The organism is Gilliamella sp. App4-10 (assembly GCF_001690495.1).
Taxonomy (GTDB): domain Bacteria; phylum Pseudomonadota; class Gammaproteobacteria; order Enterobacterales; family Orbaceae; genus Gilliamella; species Gilliamella apicola_G.
This window is the reverse complement of sequence record NZ_LZGS01000002.1, coordinates 89,528-113,902: the sequence shown is the minus strand read 5'-3', so window position 1 is coordinate 113,902 and position 24,375 is coordinate 89,528. Positions and strand designations below refer to the sequence as shown.

Sequence of the window (24,375 nt, the reverse complement as noted above, 5' to 3'; positions counted from 1 at the left end):
TATACAAAATTACAGTAAATTTGCCTCTTTTAACGCTTGTTCAACCGCAGGAATCGACGATGTGCTTAGCGATACCATTGGCAACCGAATAGTTGCGCTTTGCATTAAACCTAATTTTGCACAAGCCCATTTCGCTGGCGTTGGGTTGGGTTCGATAAATAAATTGTGATGTAAAGCCATTAAAGTATCGTTTAAGGTGCGGGCTTCTTGAATTTGATTATTAGCAGCAAGCTGACACACAGTAGCAACGGCTTTAGCCGCAACATTAGCCGTCACCGAAATTACGCCATCGCCTCCTAAAATCATAAAGTCTAAAAAGGTTGAATCATCACCACTGAGCAATTTAAAATCAGGGCCAACGAGTTTGCGCGTTGGATAAACTCTTGAAAGATCACCCGTTGCATCTTTTAATGCAACAATATTTTTGATCTTCGCTAAACGCCCAACGGTTTCGGGTTTAATATCGCTACTAGTGCGTCCCGGTACGTTATATAAAATCTGTGGCAATGCAGTGCTTTCGGCAATGGCTTTAAAGTGTTGATACATGCCTTCTTGCGTTGGCTTGTTATAATAAGGCGCAACGGTTAAACAACCAACAACACCGATATTTTCAACCCGACTGGTTAATTCAATGGCTTCTTTCGTTGCGTTTGCACCTGTACCCGCAATAATAGCAATACGCCCGTCGGCATAGTCGATTGTTCGTTTAATCACATCGATATGTTCATGATGATCCAGGGTCGCCGACTCGCCTGTTGTACCAACCGAAACAATACCCGATGTTCCATTAGCGATATGATATTCGACCAATTTTTTTAAGCTTACGTGGTCAACGTTTCCTTTCGTATCCATAGGAGTAACAAGTGCGACCAGACTTCCTGTAAACATAAAATGACCTCTCATATAATCGGTTTATAACATAAGGTAAAGAATAAAAAATCTGCGAATAAGTATGCGATATTTCTAAGGTAAATTCAACTTTTGTTATGCAGGATTATCTATATCAACAAAAATAACCTCAATACCATAGCAACTTGCTAACCATTCGCCCAATTTTTTAATACCATAACGCTCGGTAGCATGATGCCCAGCAGCATAAAAATTAATGCCATATTCGCGCGCAAGGTGGATGGTACGCTCTGACACCTCACCTGTAAAAAAGGCATCTACGCCCATTTGCGCAGCTTGCTCGATATAATCTTGCCCACCACCACTACACCACGCAATACGATTAATCACTTCAGGCGCATTATCACCACAAAATAGCACTTGCCGTTCGTTATTGTGTAACACTTGCTCAAGCTTATGTTGAAATTGCAAAGCCGTCAGTGGCGTGCTCAGTGTGCCCGTAAAAAGCAGATCAGTAATATCATTGCGCTTATCGACCAAAATACCCAACAAATTAGCCAGCTCAATATTATTACCAAAAACGGGGTGACCATCTAATGGCAGGTGGTAACCATATAAATTAATATCGTAAGTTAATAGCGTTTTTAGCCGTTGGTATTTTATACCAGTAATGGTTTGTGCTTCGTTTTTCCAAAAATAACCATGATGTACTAGCACCGCATCGGCTTGCAGTTCGACCGCTTTGTCTAACAATAACTGGCAAGCAGTAACCCCTGTCACAATTTTATTGACTTGTTCTCGCCCCTGTACTTGCAATCCATTTGGCGCATAGTCGCGATAGCGGGTAATTTGCAGTTCATTGTTAATAATCTTTTCTAATTCAAAGTTGTGCATTATTTGCTCGGTTTTAAGCTCGTTTAATTATGATTGATGATTATAATCACTTTAACCAATAATGGCATCTATTCGTTCGCTTTAATATGATTAGCATAAAGGTTGCTATAATGACACTTTACAAAAACTAACGAATTGAATGCAAACTCTCTATGCCAATGCTAGGCGAACCAGTTAAAAACTGGCATAATAGCCCTTTTTTCGTAGATAAGATAGATTAACGTGCCAAACGCCAAATTATGTGAACGCTTTCGTGGGTTTTATCCAGTTGTGATTGATATTGAAACATCAGGATTTGATCCAAAACTCAACGCTATATTAGAAATTGCCGCTATCACCTTAAAAATGACCCCCGATGGTTGGCTAGAGCCCGATCAAACTTTACAATTTAATGTCAATCCGTTTAACGATGCAATTTTAGAGCCAACCGCCCTTGCCTTTAACGGTATTGATCCCGATAATCCACTCCGCAACGCGGTGGACGAAAAGCACGCTTTAGACGAAATTTTTAAAATGGTTAGATCTGGTATAAAAGCGAGCGAATGTACGCGTGCAGTAATGGTTGCGCATAATGCGCACTTTGATCACAGCTTTTTAATGGCAGCAGCTGAACGCGCAGGCATCAAACGTAATCCTTTCCATCCATTTGCCACCTTTGATACGGCATCGCTCAGTGGTCTGATTTTTGGGCAAACGGTGCTAGCCAAAGCCTGTCAAGTGGCACACATCACATTCGATCACAAACAAGCCCACAGTGCCCTATATGACACGCAAAGAACCGCTATACTTTTTTGCAAAATTGTCAATCGACTTAAATCTCTGGGGGGATGGCCGTTGGAATTTATCGAGACAGATGTAAAAATGGAAATGGATTTAGATAATACAGAGCACAACGAAAAACAGGAAGAGTAGAAAAGATAAAACAGCTGTAATTCTCAAAAATACGAACAAAAAAGCGCGCTCACCTTGCGCGCTTAATTCATCACCCAATTAGGATTTATACTTTTCAGCAGTTTGCTTAATCAGCATTTGCAGTTCACCAGCTTGAAACATTTCTAACATAATATCGCAGCCCCCTACTAATTCGCCTTCCACCCATAATTGGGGAAATGTAGGCCAATTAGCAAATTTAGGTAATTCAGCTCGAATATCAGGATTTTGTAAAATATCAACATAAGCAAACGCCTCACCACATTGTGACAAAACCTGCACCGCCTGAGCCGAAAAGCCACAACTTGGCAATTTTGGCGAACCTTTCATATATAAAATAATCGGGTTGTCGGCAATTTGTTTTTTGATTTTATCGAGTGTTGTCATCTCAGTCGTCATGCGATTTCCTTGGTAATTAATCGTAATAAAGCCGGCTATTCTAACTTACATTTGGTGTTGTTCCTACTGCTATCTTGTAACTACGTTGTTTAATGGAGATTTTTAAAGCAACTTGTGTGGAAATGTTTTTTGTTTAAAACAAATCAAATAAAAAATTTAATAAAATCAATATTATTCCTGACTGGCTTTTAGGTTCCCTTAAAAGACTATTTAAGACTGGTGTGCTTTCTTTATAAAAAGCGTTCAGGTAGCATACTGATTTTATTTAATTTTTTCTTTTGATATTTTTAGTTAAATCAATTAATTACATGATAGCTTCTGTTTTTATAAGACTTACTATCTATACGCTATACGTCGGTGGACTAGAAACCAATATACTATAAACGTTGTTTCGCAAAAGACAAATAGGATTTTTATTTTTCAATAAAAAGATTGGCAGGGTTTTGCGATTTTTGATAGTCAGGAAATTTTACCATTAAAAAATATAGAAAAATCATACTAAAATTACCTTTCTTTCTGCCAATAGATCTTACATCCAAATCCCAGCAAATTATTAGTCATTTTTATATATTGTAATTGCAACTCCCAAATTGGTGCTTTTATCATTCTTGCAAAGGGAAATGCTCGATAATATAGGGCATAAGCTTGTTTGGCTTGTTCTTTTTGTAATTGCGTTGCTTTAGCTTGAAATTGAATACCTTGAATCTGTGCAATAGTTTTTGGGGTAACACTAATGGTACCAGCAACTTGTGGAAGTTTTAACATCGCTTTGGCATGTTCTGTTTTTAATTCAGAAAGAAGATACAAACACATCCTCCTTTCATCAAAAACGTAAAAGGTGTTGCATGCCCATGGTTTGTTATCAGGCAAGATGACATTTAGCGATAATACATGGTTTTTTTTAATGAATTTGCTGATTTTAGGATCGATTTGCATATGTTTGGTTTCGCTGGCGTTATTCTGGCTTAGTGTTAAGGTGTAGATCTTCGCCCCATCGTGGTAGCGATGAAATGTCAATTCCAAATAAGTCAAGCGCTCTAGCTACGCTATGCGTGATTATATCATCCACGCTGTCAATATGTTGGTATAACGCTGGCACAGGCGGGCAAATTACGCCTCCCATAAGGGTAATAGTTTCCATATTTTTTAGGTGAGCTAAATTTAGTGGCGATTCGCGAGCCATTAATACTAAGCGTCGACGCTCTTTTAATACAACATCGGCCGCACGGGTGAGTAAGTTATCAGATAATCCTTGGGCAATGGCAGCAAGCGTTCGCATTGAGCAAGGTGCTATTAACATACCCATGGTTTTAAACGATCCACTTGCTATGGCGGCGCCAATATTGTTAATGGAATACACCTTATCGGCTAGGGCTGCGATTTGTTGTATACTCATGTTGGGGACTTCGTACGCACTTGTTATTTGTGCCGCTTTAGAAATAACAAGGTGGGCTTCAATATCCGTTGGTTTTAATAGCTCTAACGCTTTTATACCATAGGCAATCCCTGTTGCACCACTAATGCCAATTATTATTCGCTGCGTTGCCATGTCAGTCCTTACTTATTAATATCAATATTGCAATAAAATCGTTAATGGCTATTTAAAATAGTTAACAAGTGAAATCATACTATTAATAAAAACGATATTAAAGTTAGTCATGAAATAGATGACTATACCTGTCTATTGTTAACGAATCAAGCAGGTAGTAGATTGCCCGTAGCATAACTATTACCTTAATAATAGGTAAATCAAAGAAATGTTAGTTAAATTATTAAATAATTTTTATGGCTATCCAAGTAAGGTTGGTAGCCATTTTAATGATTTACTCTCTAGCCATTGGTTTATTAATAACTTTAGTTTCTTGTTTACCTTGAATAGCTTTAATTTTTTCTTCATATTTGGTGACAGCTTCTTTGCTAGATAATAAGCTATAAGTTAAGGTAAATTCGGTACTTTGTCCTGGTTCTAACTGACGAACACGCTTTTGCTTACGTTCGATAGTCACTGGATAAGCAAGACTGGTCCCTGGCTCTAAGCCCGTGACATAACCTTGTTTAAGGGTATCGGTGTTTTTCCATAATGAAAGTACGGGTAATTCTTTAGTATTAAAGGCAATTCCTGCTGCTTTATCACCCGCTTTATTCGTTACCATTACCTGTGTTTGACCAGTAGCATCAGCAAAAGGATATACATTAAATACCATTTCATCAAAATCTTTAGTCGGCCCTAGATAAGTTTGCCAAGTATTAAGACCTCCTTTCGCATAGTTGTTAAATGGTGAAATCTCTTTCACTGGAGCCACAAACCTAGCACCTTCTTCAAGAATAGGTGTACCAAAATTGCTGTGATAGATGATCTGATAATCACGAGTATAATCACTTTTATTGGTGACTACATCATGGATTGTAAATTCTTTACTTCCAGGTATATAGCTAAGCGATGCCCACGTTTCTAAATTGCTTTTTTTAAAAGTATTTTCTTTAATTAAACCTTTAATAGTAATAGTGTACGGCTCTTTATCAGCAATATCGACAATTAACTTAGATACAGGAGTATTTTGAGCTCGTCCATGAAGTGTGTACATCATCCCATCCGCTTGTACTGCATGACCAGTCCATTCAAAACCACAGCGAACCATCATTTCGTTAAAGCCATCTAACCAACCTATGCCACCACGGCTTTCTAAATTGATATACTTAGGATTGACAACTTCATTGACTGGAGAGTCCCATCCCATACGGATACCATCACCAACAACGGACAAAATTCCTAACCCTCTAGTAGGAATTAATTGAATAGTAAAATTATCACTAGAAATAGTTAGCAGTTCAGTTCCTTCTTGTTTACCGCCTTTAAGCACCGTGTTTTGAATGGTAAATTTTTCCCCTTTTACACCCAAATCTCGGCTAGAAATAGACCAATTACCTTTAGCAACGTTCTTCTCATTATCAGTTAATACAAATTCTTTAGCATTAGCATTATAACTAGTCAAACTAAGTAATACAGCTAATGAAATAATTTTGACTTTCATTGTGATCCCTCATAGTTAATAAAATAGTACTGAATCGTTTCAGTCAATATGACATAAAATAGAAAGAATCAACAAAAAGAAAATCTTAAAATTGAGAGATAATTCACACTTTTTTAACATCAAATAATCACATATATAAAGATGATTAATTGCATGAATAAGTGTGAAATATTGAGAAGATCAGCTTTTAGGTCTAACTTGCCCAGCTTTCCAATGTTTACGACAAACTGAGTGGAATTCACTATCTCCGAGATGAATAGAATTTCCAAATTTAACAATTTGTCCATCTTGTCCTTCTAATAGATTCATCGTTGCTTTTTTTCCACACCAACAGACGGTTTTTAGTTCTCTAAAATTATCCGCAATTTCTAATAATGTTTTTGAACCTTCAAAAAGTTGTCCCATATAATCGGTTTTTAAACCAAAAAACATCATTGGTATACCGTACTCATCACAAATATCAGATAGTTTCCAGATGGTACTTTTAGATAAAAACTGACTTTCGTCAATTAAGACGCACGCATAATTATTTTTCTTTATCAGTGCAATGATCTCATTAACACTATTATCATCAAGTTGTAATGCTCTTTTACGTAATCCTAAACGAGAGACGATTTCGACAGCCGAGTCGCGCGTGTCAACCGATGATTTAAGTAGTAATGTTTGCATGTTATTACTTAAGTAATTATGATCAATTTGCAACAGTTCGGTGGATTTTCCGGCATTCATTACGCCATATATATAATAGATCTTAGACAAAATAACGCTCTCAAAATTAAAATCAATAAAAGTGAATGAATAAAAAGCTATAGTGTAGGTAATAAAAAAGGTAAGTTAAATAACCTACCTTTGAGTTTGTTTAATCAATAATTATTTTGCTTTACCTTGGTTTGCAACTGCTGCTTGTTTGGCAGCGATTTCATCAGCATTACCTAAGTAGTAGTGTTTAATAACTTGCATGTTGTCGTCAAATTCATACACTAATGGCACACCTGTTGGGATGTTAAGTTCAATGATGTCATCATCGCTGATGTTATCTAAATGTTTTACCAATGCTCGTAGTGAATTACCGTGAGCGGCAATAATAACTCGTTCACCTTTAGCAACGCGTGGGGCAATGGTTGATTCCCAATAAGGTAATACACGTTTAATGGTTAATGCTAAGCTTTCGGTTAACGGTAATTCTGATTCAGGTAGTTTGCTGTAACGTGAATCGTGACCCGGAAAGCGTTCATCAGATTTTTCAAGCGCAGGTGGTGTGATGGCAAAGCCACGACGCCATAATTTTACTTGATCATCTCCATATTTTGCTGCCGTTTCGGCTTTATTTAAGCCTTGTAATGCACCATAGTGACGTTCGTTTAGCTTCCAGCTTTTTTCAACCGGTAACCATGCTTGATCAACTTCGTCTAAAACATGCCATAATGTGTGAATGGCACGTTTTAATACTGAAGTGTAAGCATAATCAAATGTGAAACCTTCTTTCTTAAGTAGTTTACCTGCTTCAGCAGCTTCTTTGTTACCTTTGTCTGATAAATCAACATCAGTCCAACCACAAAAACGGTTTTCTTGGTTCCAAACACTTTCTCCATGTCGAATTAGCACTAATTTTTTTACAGCCATGAGTATAACTCCTTTATTACGTAGATTAAATTTTTAGTATATTTTTTAAGGACATGCTGAGTAGTCCCCATGCATGTGCATTTGTTTTGAGCTAATGCTCTTAACTCAAAACGTTTATTATTTTGGTAAGTATTTTAACGGGTTAACTGATTGCGCTTTATATCGAATTTCAAAATGTAATCTGACTGACGAGGCGCCTGTTGCCCCCATTGTAGCAATTTGTTCACCTGCACGCACTACCTGCTGCTCTTTTACTAATATGGATTGGTTATGTGCATATGCTGTTAAATAGTCATCATTATGTTTAATGATGATTAAATTACCATAACCTGGTAACGCATTGCCTGAATAAACGACACGCCCATTAGCTGCAGCCATGACTTTGTCACCAATTGAGCCTGATATATCAATGCCTTTGCTTGCATTCGAAAATTTTTCAATAATCTTACCACGTGCAGGCCATTGCCATGAAATATTGGCAACTTTCGATTTTAACGCACCCGTGGCAGGCATACTTCTAGTGGAATCGTTTAAAGGTTCTGTAATGGTTTCAGTTGTTTCAATTGTCGTTGGTTGTTGATTTTTACCGGTAGTGGTGATTGATGTGGTTGTTGTTTTGGTTATTGTTGGTTGAGTTTTAGTTTGCCCCATTGTGATGGCAGAAGTATTGTTACTGGTTTTGTGTTCCGTTGGTTGGTTTGTTGTGGTTTTTTGGGTGACTACAACTGTTCCACCACTAACGTCTAACACTTGCCCAACGTTAACAGCAAAAGGTTCTTTGATATTATTTTTAGCTGCTAATGAACGATAATCATTGCCAGTTACCCACGCAATATAAAATAAGGTATCACCCCGCTTAACAGTATAGGTATCACCTTGATATCCACCTTTTGGAATTTCATCGTAATTACGGTTATAAACAATGCGCTCATTACTAATTACCGTACCATTATTGCTAGTACTGTTAGTGGTATGAGAATTTGACGCGGTTGTTTTTCTTGATGATGGTGGATTATAAGTCGTAGGAGCAGAAGATACTCTACCTCCCGTTGAAATATTAGCTGGTGGTTTGGTATAAACGGAAGACGTTGATGTCCCGCCTGCACCAGAAATATCTTCGATTTCGGCCTGCTCAGTTTGTGTACACGCAGTGATTAACAAACTTAAACAACTTAATGTCAATATTTTTTTCAAAGTAACACCTTTCATTCGTGAATGTTATTTTTTCTCTATTTTGTGTTAAGTAGCATTTTATACATATCGTTTTACTGGCACATTTTAGCGTTTTTACAGCAAAAAGCTATTACATTGATTACTTATTTTGGTTAAATAAATTCATTTAGAGTTTGGTTATTCTTTCCTATAAAGTTTTTTCTATGATTAATGTAGACTGTTTTAGTGATTTATAACCGCTGGCATTTAAACTAAGTTAGCATAAATTTTTATTTATTAATCAAATAAATAACTCAAGCAAACCCAGACACAATTTTGCTACAAACAAACTATTTTTTGCTATCATTAATTAACTATTTATTAAGCTTTGTCGGATTTATTTTGAAAGTAGTGAGTATATACAATAAAATAGGCTTTCGTACAGTATCTTTACTGTATTTCTATAAAAATTTAATGTGATTTAAAATAATGACTTTATATATTGTTGCCACACCCATCGGAAACTTAGATGACATTACACTTAGAGCCATCAGTACACTCAAAAGTGTCGATCTTATTGCGGCTGAAGATACTCGTCATAGCGGCTTACTTTTACAACATCTTGGCATTAAAGCGAAGCTGTTCGCTTTGCATGATCATAACGAACAAGAAAAATCCAATTTTTTGATCGAAAAACTCAAATCAGGGTTATCGATTGCTTTAATTTCTGATGCTGGCACTCCGTTAATTAATGATCCTGGATATCACTTAGTTAAAGCTTGTCGCGAAAATGACATTAAGGTGGTGCCAATTCCCGGTGCTTGCGCTGCGATTACGGCTCTGTGTGCTTCGGGCTTGCCGTCGGATAAATTTATTTATGAGGGTTTTTTACCCGCTAAAACTAAAGCACGCCAAGATAGTCTTACAAAGTTACTAGATGAGTCGCGCACGATGATTTTTTATGAATCAACTCATCGCTTATTAGACACGCTTAGTGATATGCAAACTATTTGGGGGAAAGATAAGCAAATCATTTTAGCTAAAGAACTGACCAAAACATGGGAAACCATTGTTAGCTTCAAGGTCAGCGAGTTGATTAATTGGCTAAATGAAGATTCTGCCCGTCAAAAAGGCGAGTTTGTATTAATTGTACAAGGTCATACAAAATCTAATAATGACATCGATCCTAAGGCGATTACCACTCTTAAATTATTACAAAAAGAACTACCATTAAAAAAAGCCGCAGCCATTACTGCTGAAATATATGGGATTAAAAAGAATCAACTATATCAAATCGGTTTGAATGCAGAGCAATAATTGAATGGCGTCCCAGTATTGATAGAAATGTTTATAACCGATATTTTTAACAATGATTTATAGCAATTCATGACATGCTTTAAGCTAAATAGTTATTCCTAATTTGTTTCATTATCCGTTGATTTATCGGTAAGAACATTGGCACAAATAGCACAATTTAGTATATAATCGTCCCTTATTTTTAAGACATTTTATGACAAAAGGTAACAAACAGTATGGGATTTAAATGTGGGATTGTTGGACTACCCAATGTAGGTAAGTCAACGCTTTTTAACGCACTAACTAAAGCTGGTATTGAAGCGGCTAACTTTCCGTTTTGTACTATCGAGCCAAACACTGGGGTTGTGCCAATGCCCGATCCACGTTTAGATGAACTGGCTAAAATTGTTAAGCCACAGCGCACGTTGCCAACCACCATGGAATTTGTTGATATTGCTGGTTTAGTTAAAGGTGCATCGAAAGGTGAAGGTTTGGGTAATCAATTTTTAGCTAACATTCGTGAAACCGAAGCGATCGGTCATGTTGTACGTTGCTTTGAAAACGACAATATTATTCACGTCGCAGGCAAAATCGATCCTGCTGAAGATATCGAAATTATTAACACCGAACTTGCCCTATCCGATCTTGAAGCTTGTGAACGAGCAATGACACGCCTGCAAAAACGCGCTAAAGGTGGCGATAAAGACGCTAAATTTGAGTTAGAAATTCTTCAAAAATGTTTACCGCATTTAGAACAAGGTAAAAAGTTGTTGTTACTTGATTTAAGTAAAGAAGAACTTGATGCAATTAAATACTTGAATTTTTTAACCTTAAAACCAACGATGTATATCGCCAATGTGAATGAGGATGGTTTTGAAAACAATTCTTATTTAGATAAGGTCAAAGCTATTGCCGAGCAAGAAAAGGCCGTGGTTGTAACTGTATGTGCCGCAATTGAAGCTGAACTTGCCGAACTTGATGATGCTGATCGTGAGGAGTTTATGCAAGATTTAGGCTTAACAGAACCAGGATTAAATCGGGTGATTCGCGCAGGATACAGCTTACTTAACCTGCAAACTTATTTTACAGCAGGTGTTAAAGAAGTTCGTGCGTGGACAATTTCGGTTGGCGATACTGCACCACAAGCAGCAGGAAAAATTCATACCGATTTCGAAAAAGGCTTTATTCGTGCTCAAACCATTGCTTTTGATGATTTTATTAAATACGGTGGCGAACAAGGCGCTAAAGAAGCAGGCAAAATGCGCGCTGAAGGTAAAGATTATATCGTGCAAGATGGCGATATTATGAACTTCTTATTTAATGTTTAGTTGTTTATTTCACGTCGCCTTTTGGCGACGTTGTTATATCAGCTATCATAATAAATAATTAATATTACTCAAAAATTATTTTTTACCTAAACGTATAAATTACCAAAACTTCTTTTCAAAAAATCTAATAATCGATTAATAAAGATACATAAGGACAGCACTTTTTATGTTACTCACTTTTCAGCAAGCCAAACAGCAAGTACTTCAAAGCGCATCAACCATAAAATCGCTGCATAGCGAAAAAGTTACGTTATTTGATGCATTAGACAGAATTACTGCTGAGTCTGTGATTTCCCCCATTAATGTACCTAGTTTTGATAATTCAGCAATGGATGGTTATGCGGTTCGGTTAGCAGATCTTAAGCAATCAAAATTGTTGCCGTTGGCCGGTGCTATTTTTGCGGGAGATGATATAAACAAACTTCACTGGCCACAAGGTACTTGTTTGCGTATTATGACGGGAGCTCCAGTGCCAAATGAAGCCGATGCCGTTGTCATGCAAGAGCAGACCGAAAAATCTGATTTGGGAATTACTTTTTTAGGTAACGTAAAAACTGGCGATAATATTCGTCGTATAGGTGAAGATGTTAAAAAAGGTGCGATCACAGTCAACAAAGGGACTAAATTAACGATACCAACACTATCGACACTTGCAACATTCGGCATTAGTGATCTTGTGGTTTTTAAAAAGTTAAAAGTCGCTATCTTATCTACCGGTGATGAATTAACGCCAATTGGTCAGCCATTATCTGGCAATGGCGCTATTTATGACAGCAACCGCTTCACACTAAAATTATTATTAACCAAACTTAACTGTGAAATCGTTGATCTCGGCATTATTCCTGATGACCCAACCCAAATCAAACACGCGTTAATAACTGCATCAAGTCAGGCTGACTTGGTGATAACAAGTGGCGGCGTATCTGTTGGTGACGCGGATTATACAAAAATTGCTTTAGAAGAATTGGGTAAAATCAATTTTTGGAAGATTGCAATGAAGCCAGGCAAACCTTTTGCTTTTGGCAAAATTGGGGACGCACTATTTTGTGGCTTGCCCGGTAATCCTGTTTCGGCTTTGATAACTTTTTATCAATTAGTTCAGCCATTGATTTTAACACTTTCAGGACAACAAATAGCACCTATCGATTTATCTTTTAAGGTTAAAACCATTAATAATCTAAAGAAAAGTATTGGTCGATTAGATTTTCAACGAGGTATATTACAAAGTAATGAATACGGTGAGTTAGTAGTGACAACAACAGGACAACAAGGCTCACATGTTACTCAATCTTTTAATGGCGCTAACTGTTTTATTGTACTTGAGCAAGATCGAGGTAATGTCAATAAAGGCGAAATGGTAACCGTTGAACTGTTTAATACATTACTTAAGTAACGTTATAGTTTAAGCCATGGTTTGTGAATTCTGCGTCCAATAAAGCCACGTATATTAATAAACCGAAGTAATAGCGTTGGTGCACAATTAAAACAGCGCCACTAATATTGCACCAACTGCAATCATGGCAACACCAATACCCGCTACTAACGAGATCTTTTCACCAAATAAAACAGCAGCAAATACTACAGCAAAAACTACGCTTAATTTATCAATTGGTGCAACTTGCGAGACTTTACCGTCTTTGATTGCCATAAAATAAAATAGCCAAGATAGCGCACCAGCAATACCGCTTAGCGCAATAGTGAGTAATGCCCTTTTATCATTAAAAAAGGTGTTGATAAGGTTTAATTTACCTTGAACAACAACCACTCCGACTAAAAAAATGGCCATTACAATTGCACGAATTGCAGTTGCGGTGTTAGCATCAAGATGTTGTAAACCAATTTTTCCTAAAATAGCAACACTCGCCGCGGTAATAGCCGAAAGTAATGCATAAATAAGCCATGCACTCATATTAGTATTTATCGACTTTAAATAGATATTGTTGATTATTCGAATTGGTATTACATTGTTGTGATTTATTCATTATACCGCGACAATCTTCTAAAACTCCGTGAGCTTTTGACCAATGATAGGTTTTACCTTTGTCGTTTTTGCCCCCACATCCAACTAATGCTAAGCTAAACATTAAACAAGATACCCCAATAACTGCAAATTTCATTTCTTTCTCCTTTTTAGTAAGTGCATTGAAATAATTAGCAATATTATGTTTGTTTTATTTGGATTATTTTAATACAGAATCGAGGTGATTAATAGCTAGTTTTAAAGCTGATAACGTTCAGCGTTTAGACCCAATCAACTGCGATGGCAAAACCTGTTTAGAAAAGATAGGATCAGTCAATATCATTTTGCGCCTAAACGAATCAAGATTGTTGAGTGAGCAATCTGCCAGTTTCTATCTTCAGACAAATTAAGATTTATATGGTCAAACCATGTCTGATGTGTGGTAATCTACTTTGGGCTTTAGGTGCTAACTCTTTACTCGCATGGCACCAACGCAAAAACTCACTTATTTTTATTTAAAAAGATTCATCGTGCTAAAACCTTTTAGAAGTATGATGTATTTTTTAGGCGTTAAATCTTGCTTTTGATTTGTCATCGTTGTTACAGTATTTTTTACCACTAATTAGTTTAATCATTTGCTGTACGTTCAATTACTATGGCAACATTTCGAGCATTAGCTATCGCATTCGGTTTAGACACTTTGACTTTAAGCCAATTAACCGAGAATTGTTGAATAACACGCTCAGCAATGTGTTCAGCAACACACTCAATCAATTCAAAATTCGATGATTCAACTAGTTGTGTTACGGTTTGGCTAACGACAAAATAATCTAAACAAAGTTCGACGTTATCACTTTCTCCGGCTGGTTTATTATTCCATGCCATTTCAAGATCGATAATTAACTTTTGCTTAATGGTCTTTTCCCACTCATACACACCAATGGTGGTTAAAACAGTTAATCCCTCAATTAATACTCTATCTTTGCTATATGTATTCATACTAAATCCAAAAAGTCGATTTTTCTTAAATAGAGATTACCGAATCTTGATAAATTACGCTATAATTTATTGCAATATATTTTAAAATACTAGCAATTATGACCCGAATTTTTCAACCTCTTACAATTGTGCAAAATAGTCTAGTTACTTTAGATGACAATGCGTTCAACCATCTTATTCGTGTGTTACGCATGAAAGTTGGTGAAGAGATTATCCTATTTGATGGTTCTAATCATATTACCCCTGCGGTGATTTATGAAGTTAATAAAAAATCAGTTACGGTTAAAACCGCGTCGTCTGTTTTAGAGAATCACGAATCCCCTTTAAATATCCATTTAGGGCAAGTAATATCACGTGGCGAAAAAATGGAATTTACAATTCAAAAATCAGTGGAGTTAGGTATTAATAGCATTACTCCCCTACTTTCTGAACGTTGTGGAGTGAAATTGGATGCTGATAGACTCGATAAAAAAGTCCAACAATGGCAAAAGATTGTGATTTCGGCTTGTGAGCAATGTGGTCGCAATGTGGTTCCCGTCGTTAACCCAGTAATGAAGCTTGAAACTTGGTGCGCAAATTTAACAACGCCGTTACGCTTAAATCTTCACCCTAAAGCTACACATGGCGTAAAGCAGTTGCCTAACGGTTATAATGACATTAGCTTATTAATTGGACCTGAAGGTGGTTTATCAGAAGATGAAATCAGTATGACCCATAATTATCAATTTACCGATATTTTGCTTGGTCCACGCGTTTTGCGTACCGAAACAGCAGCATTAACGGCCCTAACTGCTCTGCAAGTATATTTCGGTGATTTAGGATAATATAAAGTCATATTGTTATAAGGTAAATTAACCCGCTATTGTTAATGTTTGCTTTGCATCTTAGACTGTAACGAGTATGATAGTTACCAGCACACTTTTAATAATGATTTAAGATAATAGTGCTTTAAAACACTCACTGTCGAATGTTCACCTAATCCAATAAATAACGGATATAGAATAATACGCATTATCAACCTATTATTCGCTAAAACAAAAAAATCAGTAAGGAGTCACCATGATTAAACTTGGTATTGTTATGGATCCAATTAGTCATATCAATATTAAAAAAGATACCAGTTTTGCTATGTTGCTTGAGGCACAAAAACGAGGTTATTCGCTTTTTTATATTGAAATGAATGACCTATTTTTAGACACTGGCGAAGCTTATGCAACAACTCGTCCTTTGAAGGTTTATAACGATAAAGATCACTGGTTTGACCTTGGCCAAGAACAAACGCTCCCTTTGTGTGACCTTGACACGATTTTAATGCGAAAAGATCCCCCTTTTGATACTGAATATATTTATGCGACTTATATTTTAGAACGTGCTGAAGCTAAAGGTGTGTTGGTAGTTAATAAACCACAAAGTCTGCGCGATTGTAACGAAAAGCTGTTTACCGCTTGGTTTGCTGAGTTTACACCCAAAACCTTGGTTACTCGCCAAACACAGCAGATTAAAGCGTTTTTTCAAAAGCATCATGATATTATTTTAAAACCATTGGATGGTATGGGAGGATCGTCAATTTTTAGAGTCAAACAGGATGATCCTAATGTTTCGGTAATTATAGAAACATTAACCAAACATAACACTTGTTATTGTATGGCTCAGGACTTTATTCCTGCCATTAAAGAAGGCGATAAGCGTGTTTTAGTGGTCGATGGTGAACCTGTACCTTATTGTTTAGCGCGAATTCCACAAAAAGGCGAAACACGAGGCAACCTTGCTGCCGGTGGCCATGGTGAAGTTAGAGCATTAAGCGATAGTGATTGGCATATAGCTAAAAGCATCGCCCCTATTTTAAAAGAAAAAGGTCTTTTGTTTGTAGGACTTGATATTATTGGTGATAAGTTAACCGAAATTAACGTTACCAGCCCAACCTGCGTTCGTGAAATAGAAGCTGCCAATCCAGATCTTTCAATCACAGGTATGCTAATGGACGCAATCGAACATCGATTAAATAAAAAGAGTTAAACAATGATTAGAGAATATAAACCCGAAGATTTAAATAGCGTAATGACAATTTGGTTACAAGGGAATTTGCAAGCTCATGACTTTATCGATTCTGAATTTTTTAAACAAAATTACGATTTAGTGAAAATGCTAATTCCAATGTCCACTTTATATGTGCAAGATCTTGACGGTATAAAAGGATTTATTGGTTTAACTGAAAACTACATTTCAGGGTTATTTGTTGACCAAAATCACCGTCACCAAGGAATCGGTAACGCACTAGTTAACAAAGCGAAACAACACCACAATGAACTGTTAGTGCATGTTTATAAAAAAAACACTATAGCGATTGATTTTTATCTTTCACAAAATTTTGATATTGTTTCAGAATCGATCAATGAAGAAACCAATGAACATGAATTATTAATGCGCTGTATTGTTGAGCATAACGTTAAAATTGGCAAATGTGCATTATAAAAATTACCTAAATGTGAAACTATGAATTTAAAAGATCATTTTATTATTGCTATGCCAACACTCGATGACTCATTGTTTAGTCATTCAGTTATTTATATTTGTGAACATAACCGTGATGGTGCTATGGGAGTTATAATTAATAAACCGATTATTGATCTTAATGTAGCAACAGTCCTTACACGGTTAGAAATCACTTCGCCCACAAGTTGTGCTGAATTAGAGTATCCTGTATTTTGTGGTGGACCAATCGCTGATGAGCAAGGATTTATTTTACATACACCTCAGCAAGGATTTGCTTCTAGCATTCAAATTTCGGATGATGTGATGATTAGCACTTCGCTCGATGCACTTAAATCAATTGGCTCTCCTGAACAACCCCAAAATATTTTTTTGGCATTAGGATATTCAAGCTGGCAGTCATTACAACTTGAGGACGAAATAGCTCGTAATGATTGGTTAGTTACCAATGCTGATCCCCAAATTATTTATGAAGTTGCCATCGATGAGCGCTGGCAAAAAGCTGCTCAAACGCTTGGGGTCAATATGAATACTATCTCGCACCAAATGGGAAATGCATAATCCATGGCAACCATTATTGCGTTTGATTTTGGCACCGTAAGTATTGGTGCCGCTATTGGTCAAGATATTACTAAAACTGCCAATCCTTTGTGCTCTTTTAAAGCGCGTGATGGCATTCCCAACTGGCAAGCTATCGAAAAGGTTTTAAAAGAGTGGAAACCCGATTTTTTAGTCGTTGGTTTACCCTTAAATATGGATGGAACCGAGCAACCTTTAACCGCCCGAGCGCGTAAATTTGCTAATCGTTTACATGGCATGTTTGGTTATCAAGTTCATTTACAAGATGAACGGTTATCAACCGTTGAAGCAAAATCCCATATTTTTGCTTCTCGTGGTTATCGTGCGCTTGAAAAAGGCATCGTTGATGCAACTTCTGCCATTATTATTTTAGAAAGTTGGTTTGAAAATAATTAGCGATTTTAATTAATTGGTTATTTTGTCAAGAATTAATCGCCATTAAATTTCATCCTTGCTAAAATAGTAGCCAATATTCTATTGTAAGGATTACTTGCTGTGTCAAATAATACATCTCTCAGTTACAAAGATGCTGGTGTCGATATTGATGCTGGCAATGAACTTGTTGATCGCATCAAATCTGTCGTTAAAGAAACTACACGACCAGAGGTTATGGGTGGACTAGGCGGCTTTGGAGCGCTATGTGCTATTCCTCAAAAATATAAAGAACCTATTTTAGTATCGGGCACTGATGGTGTGGGGACTAAATTACGCCTTGCAATGGATTTAAACCGTCATGAATCAATTGGTATTGATTTAGTCGCCATGTGTGTTAACGATTTGATTGTACAGGGTGCCGAACCTTTATTCTTCCTTGATTATTATGCTACTGGCACACTTAATGTTGATGTTGCAACTACTGTAGTCACTGGCATTGCCGAAGGATGTAAACAATCAGGGTGCGCTTTAGTGGGCGGTGAAACAGCCGAAATGCCGGGTATGTACCATAATAATGATTATGATTTAGCTGGATTTTGTGTTGGCGTCGTTGAAAAATCTAAAATGATTGATGGCAGTAAAGTGCAAAACGGTGATGCATTAATTGCATTAGCTTCAAGCGGCGCTCATTCTAATGGCTATTCATTAGTGCGTAAAATTATCGAAGTCAGTGGTGTAAACCCAACAACTAAAAAATTAAACGGTACACCTCTTGCTGATTACCTACTTGCACCCACTAAGATCTATGTTAAGTCTGTACTTGATCTCATCGCCCAAGTTGACGTGCACGCTATTGCCCATATTACTGGTGGCGGATTCTGGGAAAACATTCCGCGTGTGTTACCTGCAAATACTCAAGCAGTTATTGATGAAACAAGTTGGCAATGGCCAGCCATATTTGATTGGCTACAGCAAGCTGGCAATGTTAGTCGTCACGAAATGTACCGCACTTTTAACTGTGGTGTTGGCTTAATTATTGCCTTACCTAGATCATTAGCTGATAAAGCCATTACCTTACTGAATAATCATGGTGAAACAGCATGGTTATTGGGTGAAATTAAACACGCTACATCAAGTGAACGTGTTATTATTAAGTAGTAAGTATTCTATTTAACATATTACTTAATTTTAAACAAGTGGGTAATATCTAAGATTATTTCAAGGTTTATCGATTTAAACAATAACCGTTTAAACAATAACCGATAGTATCCCTACCAAGATACTATGGTTTTGTTTTTTTCAATCGTCATTATTCGTCTATCCAGTAGCTCAAAAACTCAACGGTTTACTCAAGAAATTAAGATAAAATAGCTCAAAGCTATATGACTTTTTGGTACAATAACAAAAAAAAACATTATAACAAAGTAATGTTATAACACTTTAAAATAAAAGGTTTTTTTAATGATCATATCAGATGCAAATAGTGCAGTGTCATCCGTCGCTTATCGTACGAACGAAGTCATTGCTATTTACCCAATTACGCCAAGCTCAACAATGGCTGAACAGGCAGGCACATGGGCAGAATTTAACAAACCAAATGTATTTGGCGACACGCCAAGAGTGATTGAAATGCAGTCCGAAGCTGGTGCAATTGCGACTGTTCATGGTGCATTAATGACAGGTGGACTAGCAACTTCGTTTACTTCATCACAAGGTTTGCTTTTAATGATCCCATCGCTGTATAAAATAGCGGGTGAACTAACTCCTTTTGTTTTGCATGTTGCCGCGCGTACCGTTGCAACGCATGCTCTTTCAATTTTTGGTGATCATTCTGATGTCATGGCAATTCGGCAAACGGGGTTTGCGATGCTTTGTTCAAGTTCAGTGCAAGAAGCGCAAGATTTTGCCTTAATTTCGCAAATAGCCAGCTTTAATAGTCGCGTTCCTTTTGTGCATTTTTTCGATGGATTTAGAACGTCGCACGAAGTTAATAAAATTTATCCAATTAGTGATGATCAAATCCGTAACTTATTACCACACGAAGCCATTAAAGCCTATCGTACGCGAGCTTTAACGCCTGATAAACCTGTGACACGGGGTACATCAGCCAATCCTGATACCTACTTTCAATGTCGTGAAGCAATAAATACCTATTATGATAATGTCTATCAACATGTTGTTGATGCTATGGACGCTTTTACAATAGAAACTGGCAGAAAATATCAACCTTTTGAATATTATGGTGCAAATGATGCCGAGCGCATTATAGTGGTTATGGGATCAGGAGCAAGCACTACCAAAGAGGTGGTTGATGTATTACTTAAACAAAACGAAAAAGTCGGTGTTGTTATAGTTAGACTATTCCGCCCTTTTTCTGCCAACCATTTGCTAGAGATTATTCCAAGTACTGTGAATAAAATTGCTGTTCTTGATAGAACCAAAGAGCCCGGCTCCCAAGCTGAACCACTTTATTTAGATATTATGACTGCATTTGCTGAAAGTTTATCACGCGGTGAACGTACCAGCATGCCGATCATTGTAGGAGGGCGTTATGGGTTATCGTCTAAAGAGTTTGATCCTCGTTGTGTACTTGCCATTTTTACCGAACTGGGATTAGATAAACCTAAACCACGATTTACCGTTGGTATTTATGATGATATAACTGGGCTCTCTTTACCGTTACCCGAACAATCTATTCCACAAAAATCCGCTCTTGAAGCCCTATTTTATGGACTTGGTAGTGATGGCACAGTGTCGGCAACCAAAAATAATATTAAAATTATCGGTGATAGTTCGCCTTTTTATGTGCAAGGGTATTTTGTTTATGACTCTAAAAAAGCAGGTGGCTTGACTACTTCGCACTTACGAGTTAGCTTGGAACCAATTGATTCCCCCTATTTAATTACCAGTGCCCATTTTATTGGATGCCACCAAGATCAGTTTATCGATAAATATCAAATTGTTGATAAATTAAAAGACGATGGTATCTTTTTGCTTAACACACCCTATAGCAAAGATGAAATTTGGCATCGCCTTCCGAAAGAAGTCCAAGTACAATTAATTCAAAAACGAGCCCATTTTTATATCATTAATGCAACAAAAATTGCACGTGAATGTAATTTAGGAGCAAGAATTAATACTGTTATGCAGGCGGCGTTTTTTCACCTAGCTGGAATTTTTAAAAATGATTTTAATATTACCCAATTAAAAGAAGTCATTGCAAAAAGTTATAGCAGTAAAGGACAAGATTTGGTTGAAAATAACTGGAAAGCACTCGATTTAGCTATAGCCTCACTTGAGCAAATTCCTCTTAGCTGTGTTGACCAAAGTAGTGCTATGATGCCACCAGTTGTGCCAGCTAACGCGCCTAATTTTGTTAAAACAGTCACTGCAGCTATGTTAGCTGGTTTGGGTGATAGCTTACCTGTATCAGCATTCCCACCCGATGGTACATGGCCAATAGGCACAACTAGATGGGAAAAACGTAACATTGCTGAAGAAATTCCTATTTGGCAACCCGAACTGTGTACCCAATGTAATCATTGTGCCGTTGCTTGTCCTCATGCGGCCATTCGTGCTAAAGTCGTTACTCCTGATGACATAGCCAATGCGCCAGATTCATTAAGTTCACTTGAAGTCAAAGCCCGTGATATGAAAGGACAACGCTATGTGTTACAAGTTGCCCCAGAAGATTGTACTGGCTGCAACTTATGTGTCGAAGTTTGCCCTGCCCGCGATCGCAATAATTTTGAAATTAAAGCTATTAACATGCAATCGCGTATCGACAACCTTGATACTCAACGCACCAATTTTGAGTACTTTACGACATTGCCAGATCGCGATATTAATACGCTTGAACGCATTGATGTGCGTACATCGCAATTACTTACACCGCTATTTGAATATTCAGGTGCTTGTGCTGGTTGTGGTGAAACGCCATACATTAAATTGTTAACGCAACTTTATGGCGACCATTTAGCGATTGCTAATGCCACTGGGTGTTCATCCATTTATGGCGGTAATCTTCCATCATCACCTTACACTACTGATAATGCTGGTCGTGGGCCGGCTTGGGCAAATTCACTATTTGAAGATAATGCTGAATTTGCATTAGGATATCGTATTACTTATGATCAACATAAAAAACGGGCATTGCGTTTACTTGATTATGTTGCTGGTGACATTTCGCCCGAAATTGTCATAGCGTTAAAATCATCAGAGACATCTATCGCTGAAAAACGGCAACAAGTCGAGTTATTATGTGAACAGCTAGCGCATCTCGACTCAGTTCAAGCGCAAGAATTGATGCAAGATGCAAATTACTTGATAGATAAATCAGTTTGGGCCATTGGAGGTGATGGTTGGGCTTACGATATTGGATTTGGCGGGCTTGATCATGTCATGAGCTTAACCGATAACGTAAATGTATTGGTGTTAGATACTCAGTGCTATTCTAATACAGGAGGTCAACAATCAAAAGCCACCCCAATGGGCGCGGTATCAAAATTTGCTGATTTAGGTAAGCATAAAGCCCGTAAAGATCTTGGTGTGAGTGTAATGATGTATGGGCATGTGTATGTGGCACAAATTGCGTTAGGCTCACAACTAAATCAAACTCTCAAAGCCTTACAAGAAGCCGAAGCATATGATGGACCATCGCTCATTATTGCTTATAGCCCTTGTGAAGAACATGGCTATGATCTTGCTAAATCGCATGAGCAGATGAAAGATTTAGTTAAATCAGGATTCTGGCCTTTGTATCGTTACGATCCACGCCGTATGGCAGAAGACAAACCAGCTTTGGTATTAGATTCAAAAGCGCCAAACAGCGAGTCATTAACTGGTATCTTACTAAAAGAACAGCGTTTTCGCCGTTTAGAAACACTTGAACCCGTGATTGCCAACACCTTGCATGAGCGTTCAACCAAAATGGTGAATTCTAAATATAAGTTTTTGCAGATGCTGGCAACCTATTCAGATATTGAAACACCGGCAGATAGCTAACAGTAACCACGGTACTTAACAAAACATTCCAAAGGACTGTTTATTTATAACAGTCCTTTTTTAAATGCTGTTTTTGAGCAATAAAGCACCATAATTGTGCATATTTAAATCAAGTTAGCCCAAAAAAGTAACCAAACATCATTGCCCTTTTATTATTGATTACTGTACAAATCAAGCACTCTTATCATTTTTAAAAAATTGGTATTATTTTTGCATGGTTAATAATTGAACACATGAGGAACAATTAAAATAGGAGGTGAATCATGGTGTCAAATTTAAATATGAGTAGAAGAAAACTATTAACATTTTCCAGTGCTGCTATAGCGGGATTATCTGTTAATCAACTGTTATCGAAAGCGTATGCTCAAGAAGTACAAAAATCAATTTCATTCTCACTACCTGTGCTTGATAAACTAGTAACGCCAGATGCAACTCATCCTATTCGACTTAATTTTAACGAAAATGCACTTGGCATGTCACCAAGAGCCAAACAAGCAGCTATTGATGCCATACCTAAAGCTAATAGATATGCAAAAGCCGAGATGCCGCTTTTAAATAAAGCATTAGCTAAACATCACCAAGTGGTAGAAAGTCAAATATTATTAACTGCTGGCTCGTCAGAAGGAATCCGCAGTACTATATCCGCTTTTGTAAAACCAGATACACAACTAGTTATACCAGAACTTACTTATGGTGATGGTGAGCATTTTGCAAAAATTTTTAATTTAAAAATAACCAAAGTTCCATGTTTAACTGATTGGAAAATTGATATAACTAGTTTAAAAAAAGTAGTTGAAGGATATCGAGGTTTTTCGATTGTTTATTTGGTTAATCCTAACAATCCAACTTCTACAGTGTTTGATCTAAATGAGATCGAATCATGGATAAAAAGTAAACCTAAAAACACAATTTTTATTTTCGACGAAGCTTATGCCGAATTTGTTAATGATCCTACTTTTGAATCAGCAGAGAAATTTATTACACAAAAATATGAAAATATTGTATTGCTTAAAACATTTTCTAAGATTCATGCAATGGCTGGATTACGTGTAGGTTACATTGTTAGCACAGAGGCAAACATAAAAAATATATCCCAGTATGTGGCAGGTGAAAAATTAAACTATTGTGGTGTTTGTGCGGCATTAGCATCGATAAATGATACTCAATATTTGACCTACTCCAAAAAAGTGGTTGATGTGTCACGCGATATTATGGAAAAAGTATTGTCAGAGTTGGGAATACATTATCTTAAATCAGAAACTAATTTTATGTTTCACAAAACACCAATTGGGTTAAATGATTATCGGGAATTAATGAAACAAAAATTCATATTAGTTGGTCGAGATTTTGCCCCTGCAACCAATTGGTGCCGTATATCACTAGGCACGCCAGGTGAAATGCTTTATGTAGCAAATGTAATACGCGAATTAAGAGAAAAATCGATGATTTAATTATAGAGAGGAAA

The 24,375-nt window shown here is 37.0% G+C and carries 24 protein-coding genes; 12 read left to right on the top strand and 12 right to left on the bottom strand.

Annotation, left to right across the window (positions count from 1 at the left end; all coding sequences use genetic code 11):
* Window positions 1-9: 9 nt before the first annotated feature.
* Together dapA and A9G23_RS01055 are read right to left on the bottom strand one after the other, a co-directional pair.
* Window positions 10-888 (bottom strand): 4-hydroxy-tetrahydrodipicolinate synthase, encoded by an 879-nt coding sequence (dapA, locus tag A9G23_RS01060; protein ID WP_065585858.1) that lies wholly within the window; start codon window positions 886-888, stop codon window positions 10-12.
* A 96-nt stretch (window positions 889-984) separates the two neighbouring features.
* Window positions 985-1,743 (bottom strand): Nif3-like dinuclear metal center hexameric protein, encoded by a 759-nt coding sequence (locus A9G23_RS01055; RefSeq protein ID WP_065585857.1) that lies wholly within the window; start codon window positions 1,741-1,743, stop codon window positions 985-987.
* A gap of 222 nt (window positions 1,744-1,965) precedes the next feature.
* Here A9G23_RS01055 and rnt point away from each other — a divergent pair, with 222 nt between their 5' ends.
* Window positions 1,966-2,655, top strand: coding sequence for a ribonuclease T (gene rnt, locus A9G23_RS01050; RefSeq protein WP_218059457.1), 690 nt, complete (start codon window positions 1,966-1,968; stop codon window positions 2,653-2,655).
* Window positions 2,656-2,733: 78 nt separating this feature from the next.
* Here the strand turns inward: rnt and A9G23_RS01045 are convergent, their stop codons facing one another.
* The 7 genes from A9G23_RS01045 to nlpD form a co-directional block, all read right to left on the bottom strand.
* Window positions 2,734-3,060 carry a Grx4 family monothiol glutaredoxin gene (locus A9G23_RS01045; protein ID WP_065585884.1) on the bottom strand — a complete coding sequence of 109 codons (327 nt, stop codon included), beginning with the start codon at window positions 3,058-3,060 and terminating at the stop codon, window positions 2,734-2,736.
* A gap of 516 nt (window positions 3,061-3,576) precedes the next feature.
* A complete protein-coding gene (locus A9G23_RS01040) occupies window positions 3,577-3,879 on the bottom strand; it encodes a hypothetical protein (RefSeq protein WP_218058712.1) in 303 nt (100 codons plus the stop codon).
* A gap of 148 nt (window positions 3,880-4,027) precedes the next feature.
* Window positions 4,028-4,621, bottom strand: a complete 594-nt coding sequence (locus tag A9G23_RS01035) for a UbiX family flavin prenyltransferase (RefSeq protein WP_065585854.1) — start codon at window positions 4,619-4,621, stop codon at window positions 4,028-4,030.
* A gap of 274 nt (window positions 4,622-4,895) precedes the next feature.
* Window positions 4,896-6,104, bottom strand: coding sequence for an aldose 1-epimerase family protein (locus A9G23_RS01030; protein WP_065585853.1), 1,209 nt, complete (start codon window positions 6,102-6,104; stop codon window positions 4,896-4,898).
* Between the two features lie 180 nt (window positions 6,105-6,284).
* A complete protein-coding gene (locus A9G23_RS01025; RefSeq protein ID WP_065585852.1) occupies window positions 6,285-6,863 on the bottom strand; it encodes a thymidine kinase in 579 nt (192 codons plus the stop codon).
* 111 nt (window positions 6,864-6,974) lie between these two features.
* A complete protein-coding gene (gene gpmA, locus A9G23_RS01020; RefSeq protein WP_065585851.1) occupies window positions 6,975-7,727 on the bottom strand; it encodes a 2,3-diphosphoglycerate-dependent phosphoglycerate mutase in 753 nt (250 codons plus the stop codon).
* Window positions 7,728-7,844: 117 nt separating this feature from the next.
* Entirely contained in the window at window positions 7,845-8,936 is a 1,092-nt protein-coding gene (nlpD, locus tag A9G23_RS01015) for a murein hydrolase activator NlpD (protein WP_065585850.1), read from the bottom strand.
* Between the two features lie 432 nt (window positions 8,937-9,368).
* On the opposite strand from nlpD, the gene rsmI reads away from it, so the two are divergent.
* The 3 genes from rsmI (at window position 9,369) to moeA (ending at window position 12,896) form a co-directional block, all read left to right on the top strand.
* Window positions 9,369-10,196 (top strand): 16S rRNA (cytidine(1402)-2'-O)-methyltransferase, encoded by an 828-nt coding sequence (rsmI, locus tag A9G23_RS01010; RefSeq protein WP_065585849.1) that lies wholly within the window; start codon window positions 9,369-9,371, stop codon window positions 10,194-10,196.
* 215 nt (window positions 10,197-10,411) lie between these two features.
* On the top strand, window positions 10,412-11,503 hold the full coding sequence (gene ychF / locus A9G23_RS01005) for a redox-regulated ATPase YchF (RefSeq protein ID WP_065585848.1): 1,092 nt from the start codon (window positions 10,412-10,414) through the stop codon (window positions 11,501-11,503).
* A 166-nt stretch (window positions 11,504-11,669) separates the two neighbouring features.
* A complete protein-coding gene (gene moeA / locus A9G23_RS01000) occupies window positions 11,670-12,896 on the top strand; it encodes a molybdopterin molybdotransferase MoeA (protein WP_065585847.1) in 1,227 nt (408 codons plus the stop codon).
* Between the two features lie 87 nt (window positions 12,897-12,983).
* Here moeA and A9G23_RS00995 read toward each other — a convergent pair whose 3' ends face one another.
* The 3 genes from A9G23_RS00995 to folB all read right to left on the bottom strand — a co-directional run bounded on the left by A9G23_RS00995 (window position 12,984) and on the right by folB (window position 14,462).
* Entirely contained in the window at window positions 12,984-13,412 is a 429-nt protein-coding gene (locus A9G23_RS00995; protein WP_065585846.1) for an EamA family transporter, read from the bottom strand.
* A 1-nt stretch (window position 13,413) separates the two neighbouring features.
* Window positions 13,414-13,620, bottom strand: coding sequence for a hypothetical protein (locus A9G23_RS00990; protein ID WP_065585845.1), 207 nt, complete (start codon window positions 13,618-13,620; stop codon window positions 13,414-13,416).
* 470 nt (window positions 13,621-14,090) lie between these two features.
* Window positions 14,091-14,462 (bottom strand): dihydroneopterin aldolase, encoded by a 372-nt coding sequence (gene folB, locus A9G23_RS00985; protein WP_065585844.1) that lies wholly within the window; start codon window positions 14,460-14,462, stop codon window positions 14,091-14,093.
* A gap of 98 nt (window positions 14,463-14,560) precedes the next feature.
* Here folB and rsmE point away from each other — a divergent pair, with 98 nt between their 5' ends.
* The 8 genes from rsmE to A9G23_RS00945 all read left to right on the top strand — a co-directional run bounded on the left by rsmE (window position 14,561) and on the right by A9G23_RS00945 (window position 24,361).
* Entirely contained in the window at window positions 14,561-15,286 is a 726-nt protein-coding gene (gene rsmE, locus A9G23_RS00980) for a 16S rRNA (uracil(1498)-N(3))-methyltransferase (protein ID WP_065585843.1), read from the top strand.
* Window positions 15,287-15,521: 235 nt separating this feature from the next.
* Complete coding sequence (gshB, locus tag A9G23_RS00975) at window positions 15,522-16,478, top strand: glutathione synthase (protein WP_065585842.1); 957 nt, start codon at window positions 15,522-15,524, stop codon at window positions 16,476-16,478.
* Between the two features lie 3 nt (window positions 16,479-16,481).
* The gene (locus A9G23_RS00970) at window positions 16,482-16,934 is read left to right on the top strand and encodes a GNAT family N-acetyltransferase (protein ID WP_065585841.1); all 453 of its coding nucleotides are present in this window, start codon (window positions 16,482-16,484) and stop codon (window positions 16,932-16,934) included.
* 21 nt (window positions 16,935-16,955) lie between these two features.
* Window positions 16,956-17,513 (top strand): YqgE/AlgH family protein, encoded by a 558-nt coding sequence (locus A9G23_RS00965; RefSeq protein WP_065585840.1) that lies wholly within the window; start codon window positions 16,956-16,958, stop codon window positions 17,511-17,513.
* Window positions 17,514-17,516: 3 nt separating this feature from the next.
* Window positions 17,517-17,927, top strand: coding sequence for a Holliday junction resolvase RuvX (gene ruvX, locus A9G23_RS00960; RefSeq protein ID WP_065585839.1), 411 nt, complete (start codon window positions 17,517-17,519; stop codon window positions 17,925-17,927).
* A 99-nt stretch (window positions 17,928-18,026) separates the two neighbouring features.
* Complete coding sequence (gene purM / locus A9G23_RS00955) at window positions 18,027-19,064, top strand: phosphoribosylformylglycinamidine cyclo-ligase (protein ID WP_065585838.1); 1,038 nt, start codon at window positions 18,027-18,029, stop codon at window positions 19,062-19,064.
* A gap of 303 nt (window positions 19,065-19,367) precedes the next feature.
* Window positions 19,368-22,910: a pyruvate:ferredoxin (flavodoxin) oxidoreductase gene (nifJ, locus tag A9G23_RS00950; protein WP_065585837.1), complete on the top strand. Its 3,543-nt coding sequence runs from the start codon at window positions 19,368-19,370 to the stop codon at window positions 22,908-22,910.
* Window positions 22,911-23,191: 281 nt separating this feature from the next.
* Window positions 23,192-24,361: a pyridoxal phosphate-dependent aminotransferase gene (locus A9G23_RS00945; protein WP_141674880.1), complete on the top strand. Its 1,170-nt coding sequence runs from the start codon at window positions 23,192-23,194 to the stop codon at window positions 24,359-24,361.
* Window positions 24,362-24,375 lie beyond the last annotated feature (14 nt).

Excerpts from the sequence above, each read along its gene's own strand:
- dapA (WP_065585858.1), bottom strand. The coding sequence starts at position 888 with ATGTTTACAGGAAGTCTGGTCGCACTTGTTACTCCTATGGATACGAAA.
- A9G23_RS00945 (WP_141674880.1), top strand. The coding sequence starts at position 23,192 with ATGAGTAGAAGAAAACTATTAACATTTTCCAGTGCTGCTATAGCGGGA.
- rsmI (WP_065585849.1), top strand. The coding sequence starts at position 9,369 with ATGACTTTATATATTGTTGCCACACCCATCGGAAACTTAGATGACATT.
- gpmA (WP_065585851.1), bottom strand. The coding sequence starts at position 7,727 with ATGGCTGTAAAAAAATTAGTGCTAATTCGACATGGAGAAAGTGTTTGG.
- rsmE (WP_065585843.1), top strand. The coding sequence starts at position 14,561 with ATGACCCGAATTTTTCAACCTCTTACAATTGTGCAAAATAGTCTAGTT.
- nifJ (WP_065585837.1), top strand. The coding sequence starts at position 19,368 with ATGATCATATCAGATGCAAATAGTGCAGTGTCATCCGTCGCTTATCGT.
- A9G23_RS00965 (WP_065585840.1), top strand. The coding sequence starts at position 16,956 with ATGAATTTAAAAGATCATTTTATTATTGCTATGCCAACACTCGATGAC.
- moeA (WP_065585847.1), top strand. The coding sequence starts at position 11,670 with ATGTTACTCACTTTTCAGCAAGCCAAACAGCAAGTACTTCAAAGCGCA.
- A9G23_RS01030 (WP_065585853.1), bottom strand. The coding sequence starts at position 6,104 with ATGAAAGTCAAAATTATTTCATTAGCTGTATTACTTAGTTTGACTAGT.
- gshB (WP_065585842.1), top strand. The coding sequence starts at position 15,522 with ATGATTAAACTTGGTATTGTTATGGATCCAATTAGTCATATCAATATT.
- A9G23_RS01045 (WP_065585884.1), bottom strand. The coding sequence starts at position 3,060 with ATGACAACACTCGATAAAATCAAAAAACAAATTGCCGACAACCCGATT.
- A9G23_RS00970 (WP_065585841.1), top strand. The coding sequence starts at position 16,482 with ATGATTAGAGAATATAAACCCGAAGATTTAAATAGCGTAATGACAATT.
- A9G23_RS01055 (WP_065585857.1), bottom strand. The coding sequence starts at position 1,743 with ATGCACAACTTTGAATTAGAAAAGATTATTAACAATGAACTGCAAATT.
- A9G23_RS00990 (WP_065585845.1), bottom strand. The coding sequence starts at position 13,620 with ATGAAATTTGCAGTTATTGGGGTATCTTGTTTAATGTTTAGCTTAGCA.
- ruvX (WP_065585839.1), top strand. The coding sequence starts at position 17,517 with ATGGCAACCATTATTGCGTTTGATTTTGGCACCGTAAGTATTGGTGCC.
- A9G23_RS00995 (WP_065585846.1), bottom strand. The coding sequence starts at position 13,412 with ATGAGTGCATGGCTTATTTATGCATTACTTTCGGCTATTACCGCGGCG.
- folB (WP_065585844.1), bottom strand. The coding sequence starts at position 14,462 with ATGAATACATATAGCAAAGATAGAGTATTAATTGAGGGATTAACTGTT.
- A9G23_RS01035 (WP_065585854.1), bottom strand. The coding sequence starts at position 4,621 with ATGGCAACGCAGCGAATAATAATTGGCATTAGTGGTGCAACAGGGATT.
- nlpD (WP_065585850.1), bottom strand. The coding sequence starts at position 8,936 with ATGAAAGGTGTTACTTTGAAAAAAATATTGACATTAAGTTGTTTAAGT.
- ychF (WP_065585848.1), top strand. The coding sequence starts at position 10,412 with ATGGGATTTAAATGTGGGATTGTTGGACTACCCAATGTAGGTAAGTCA.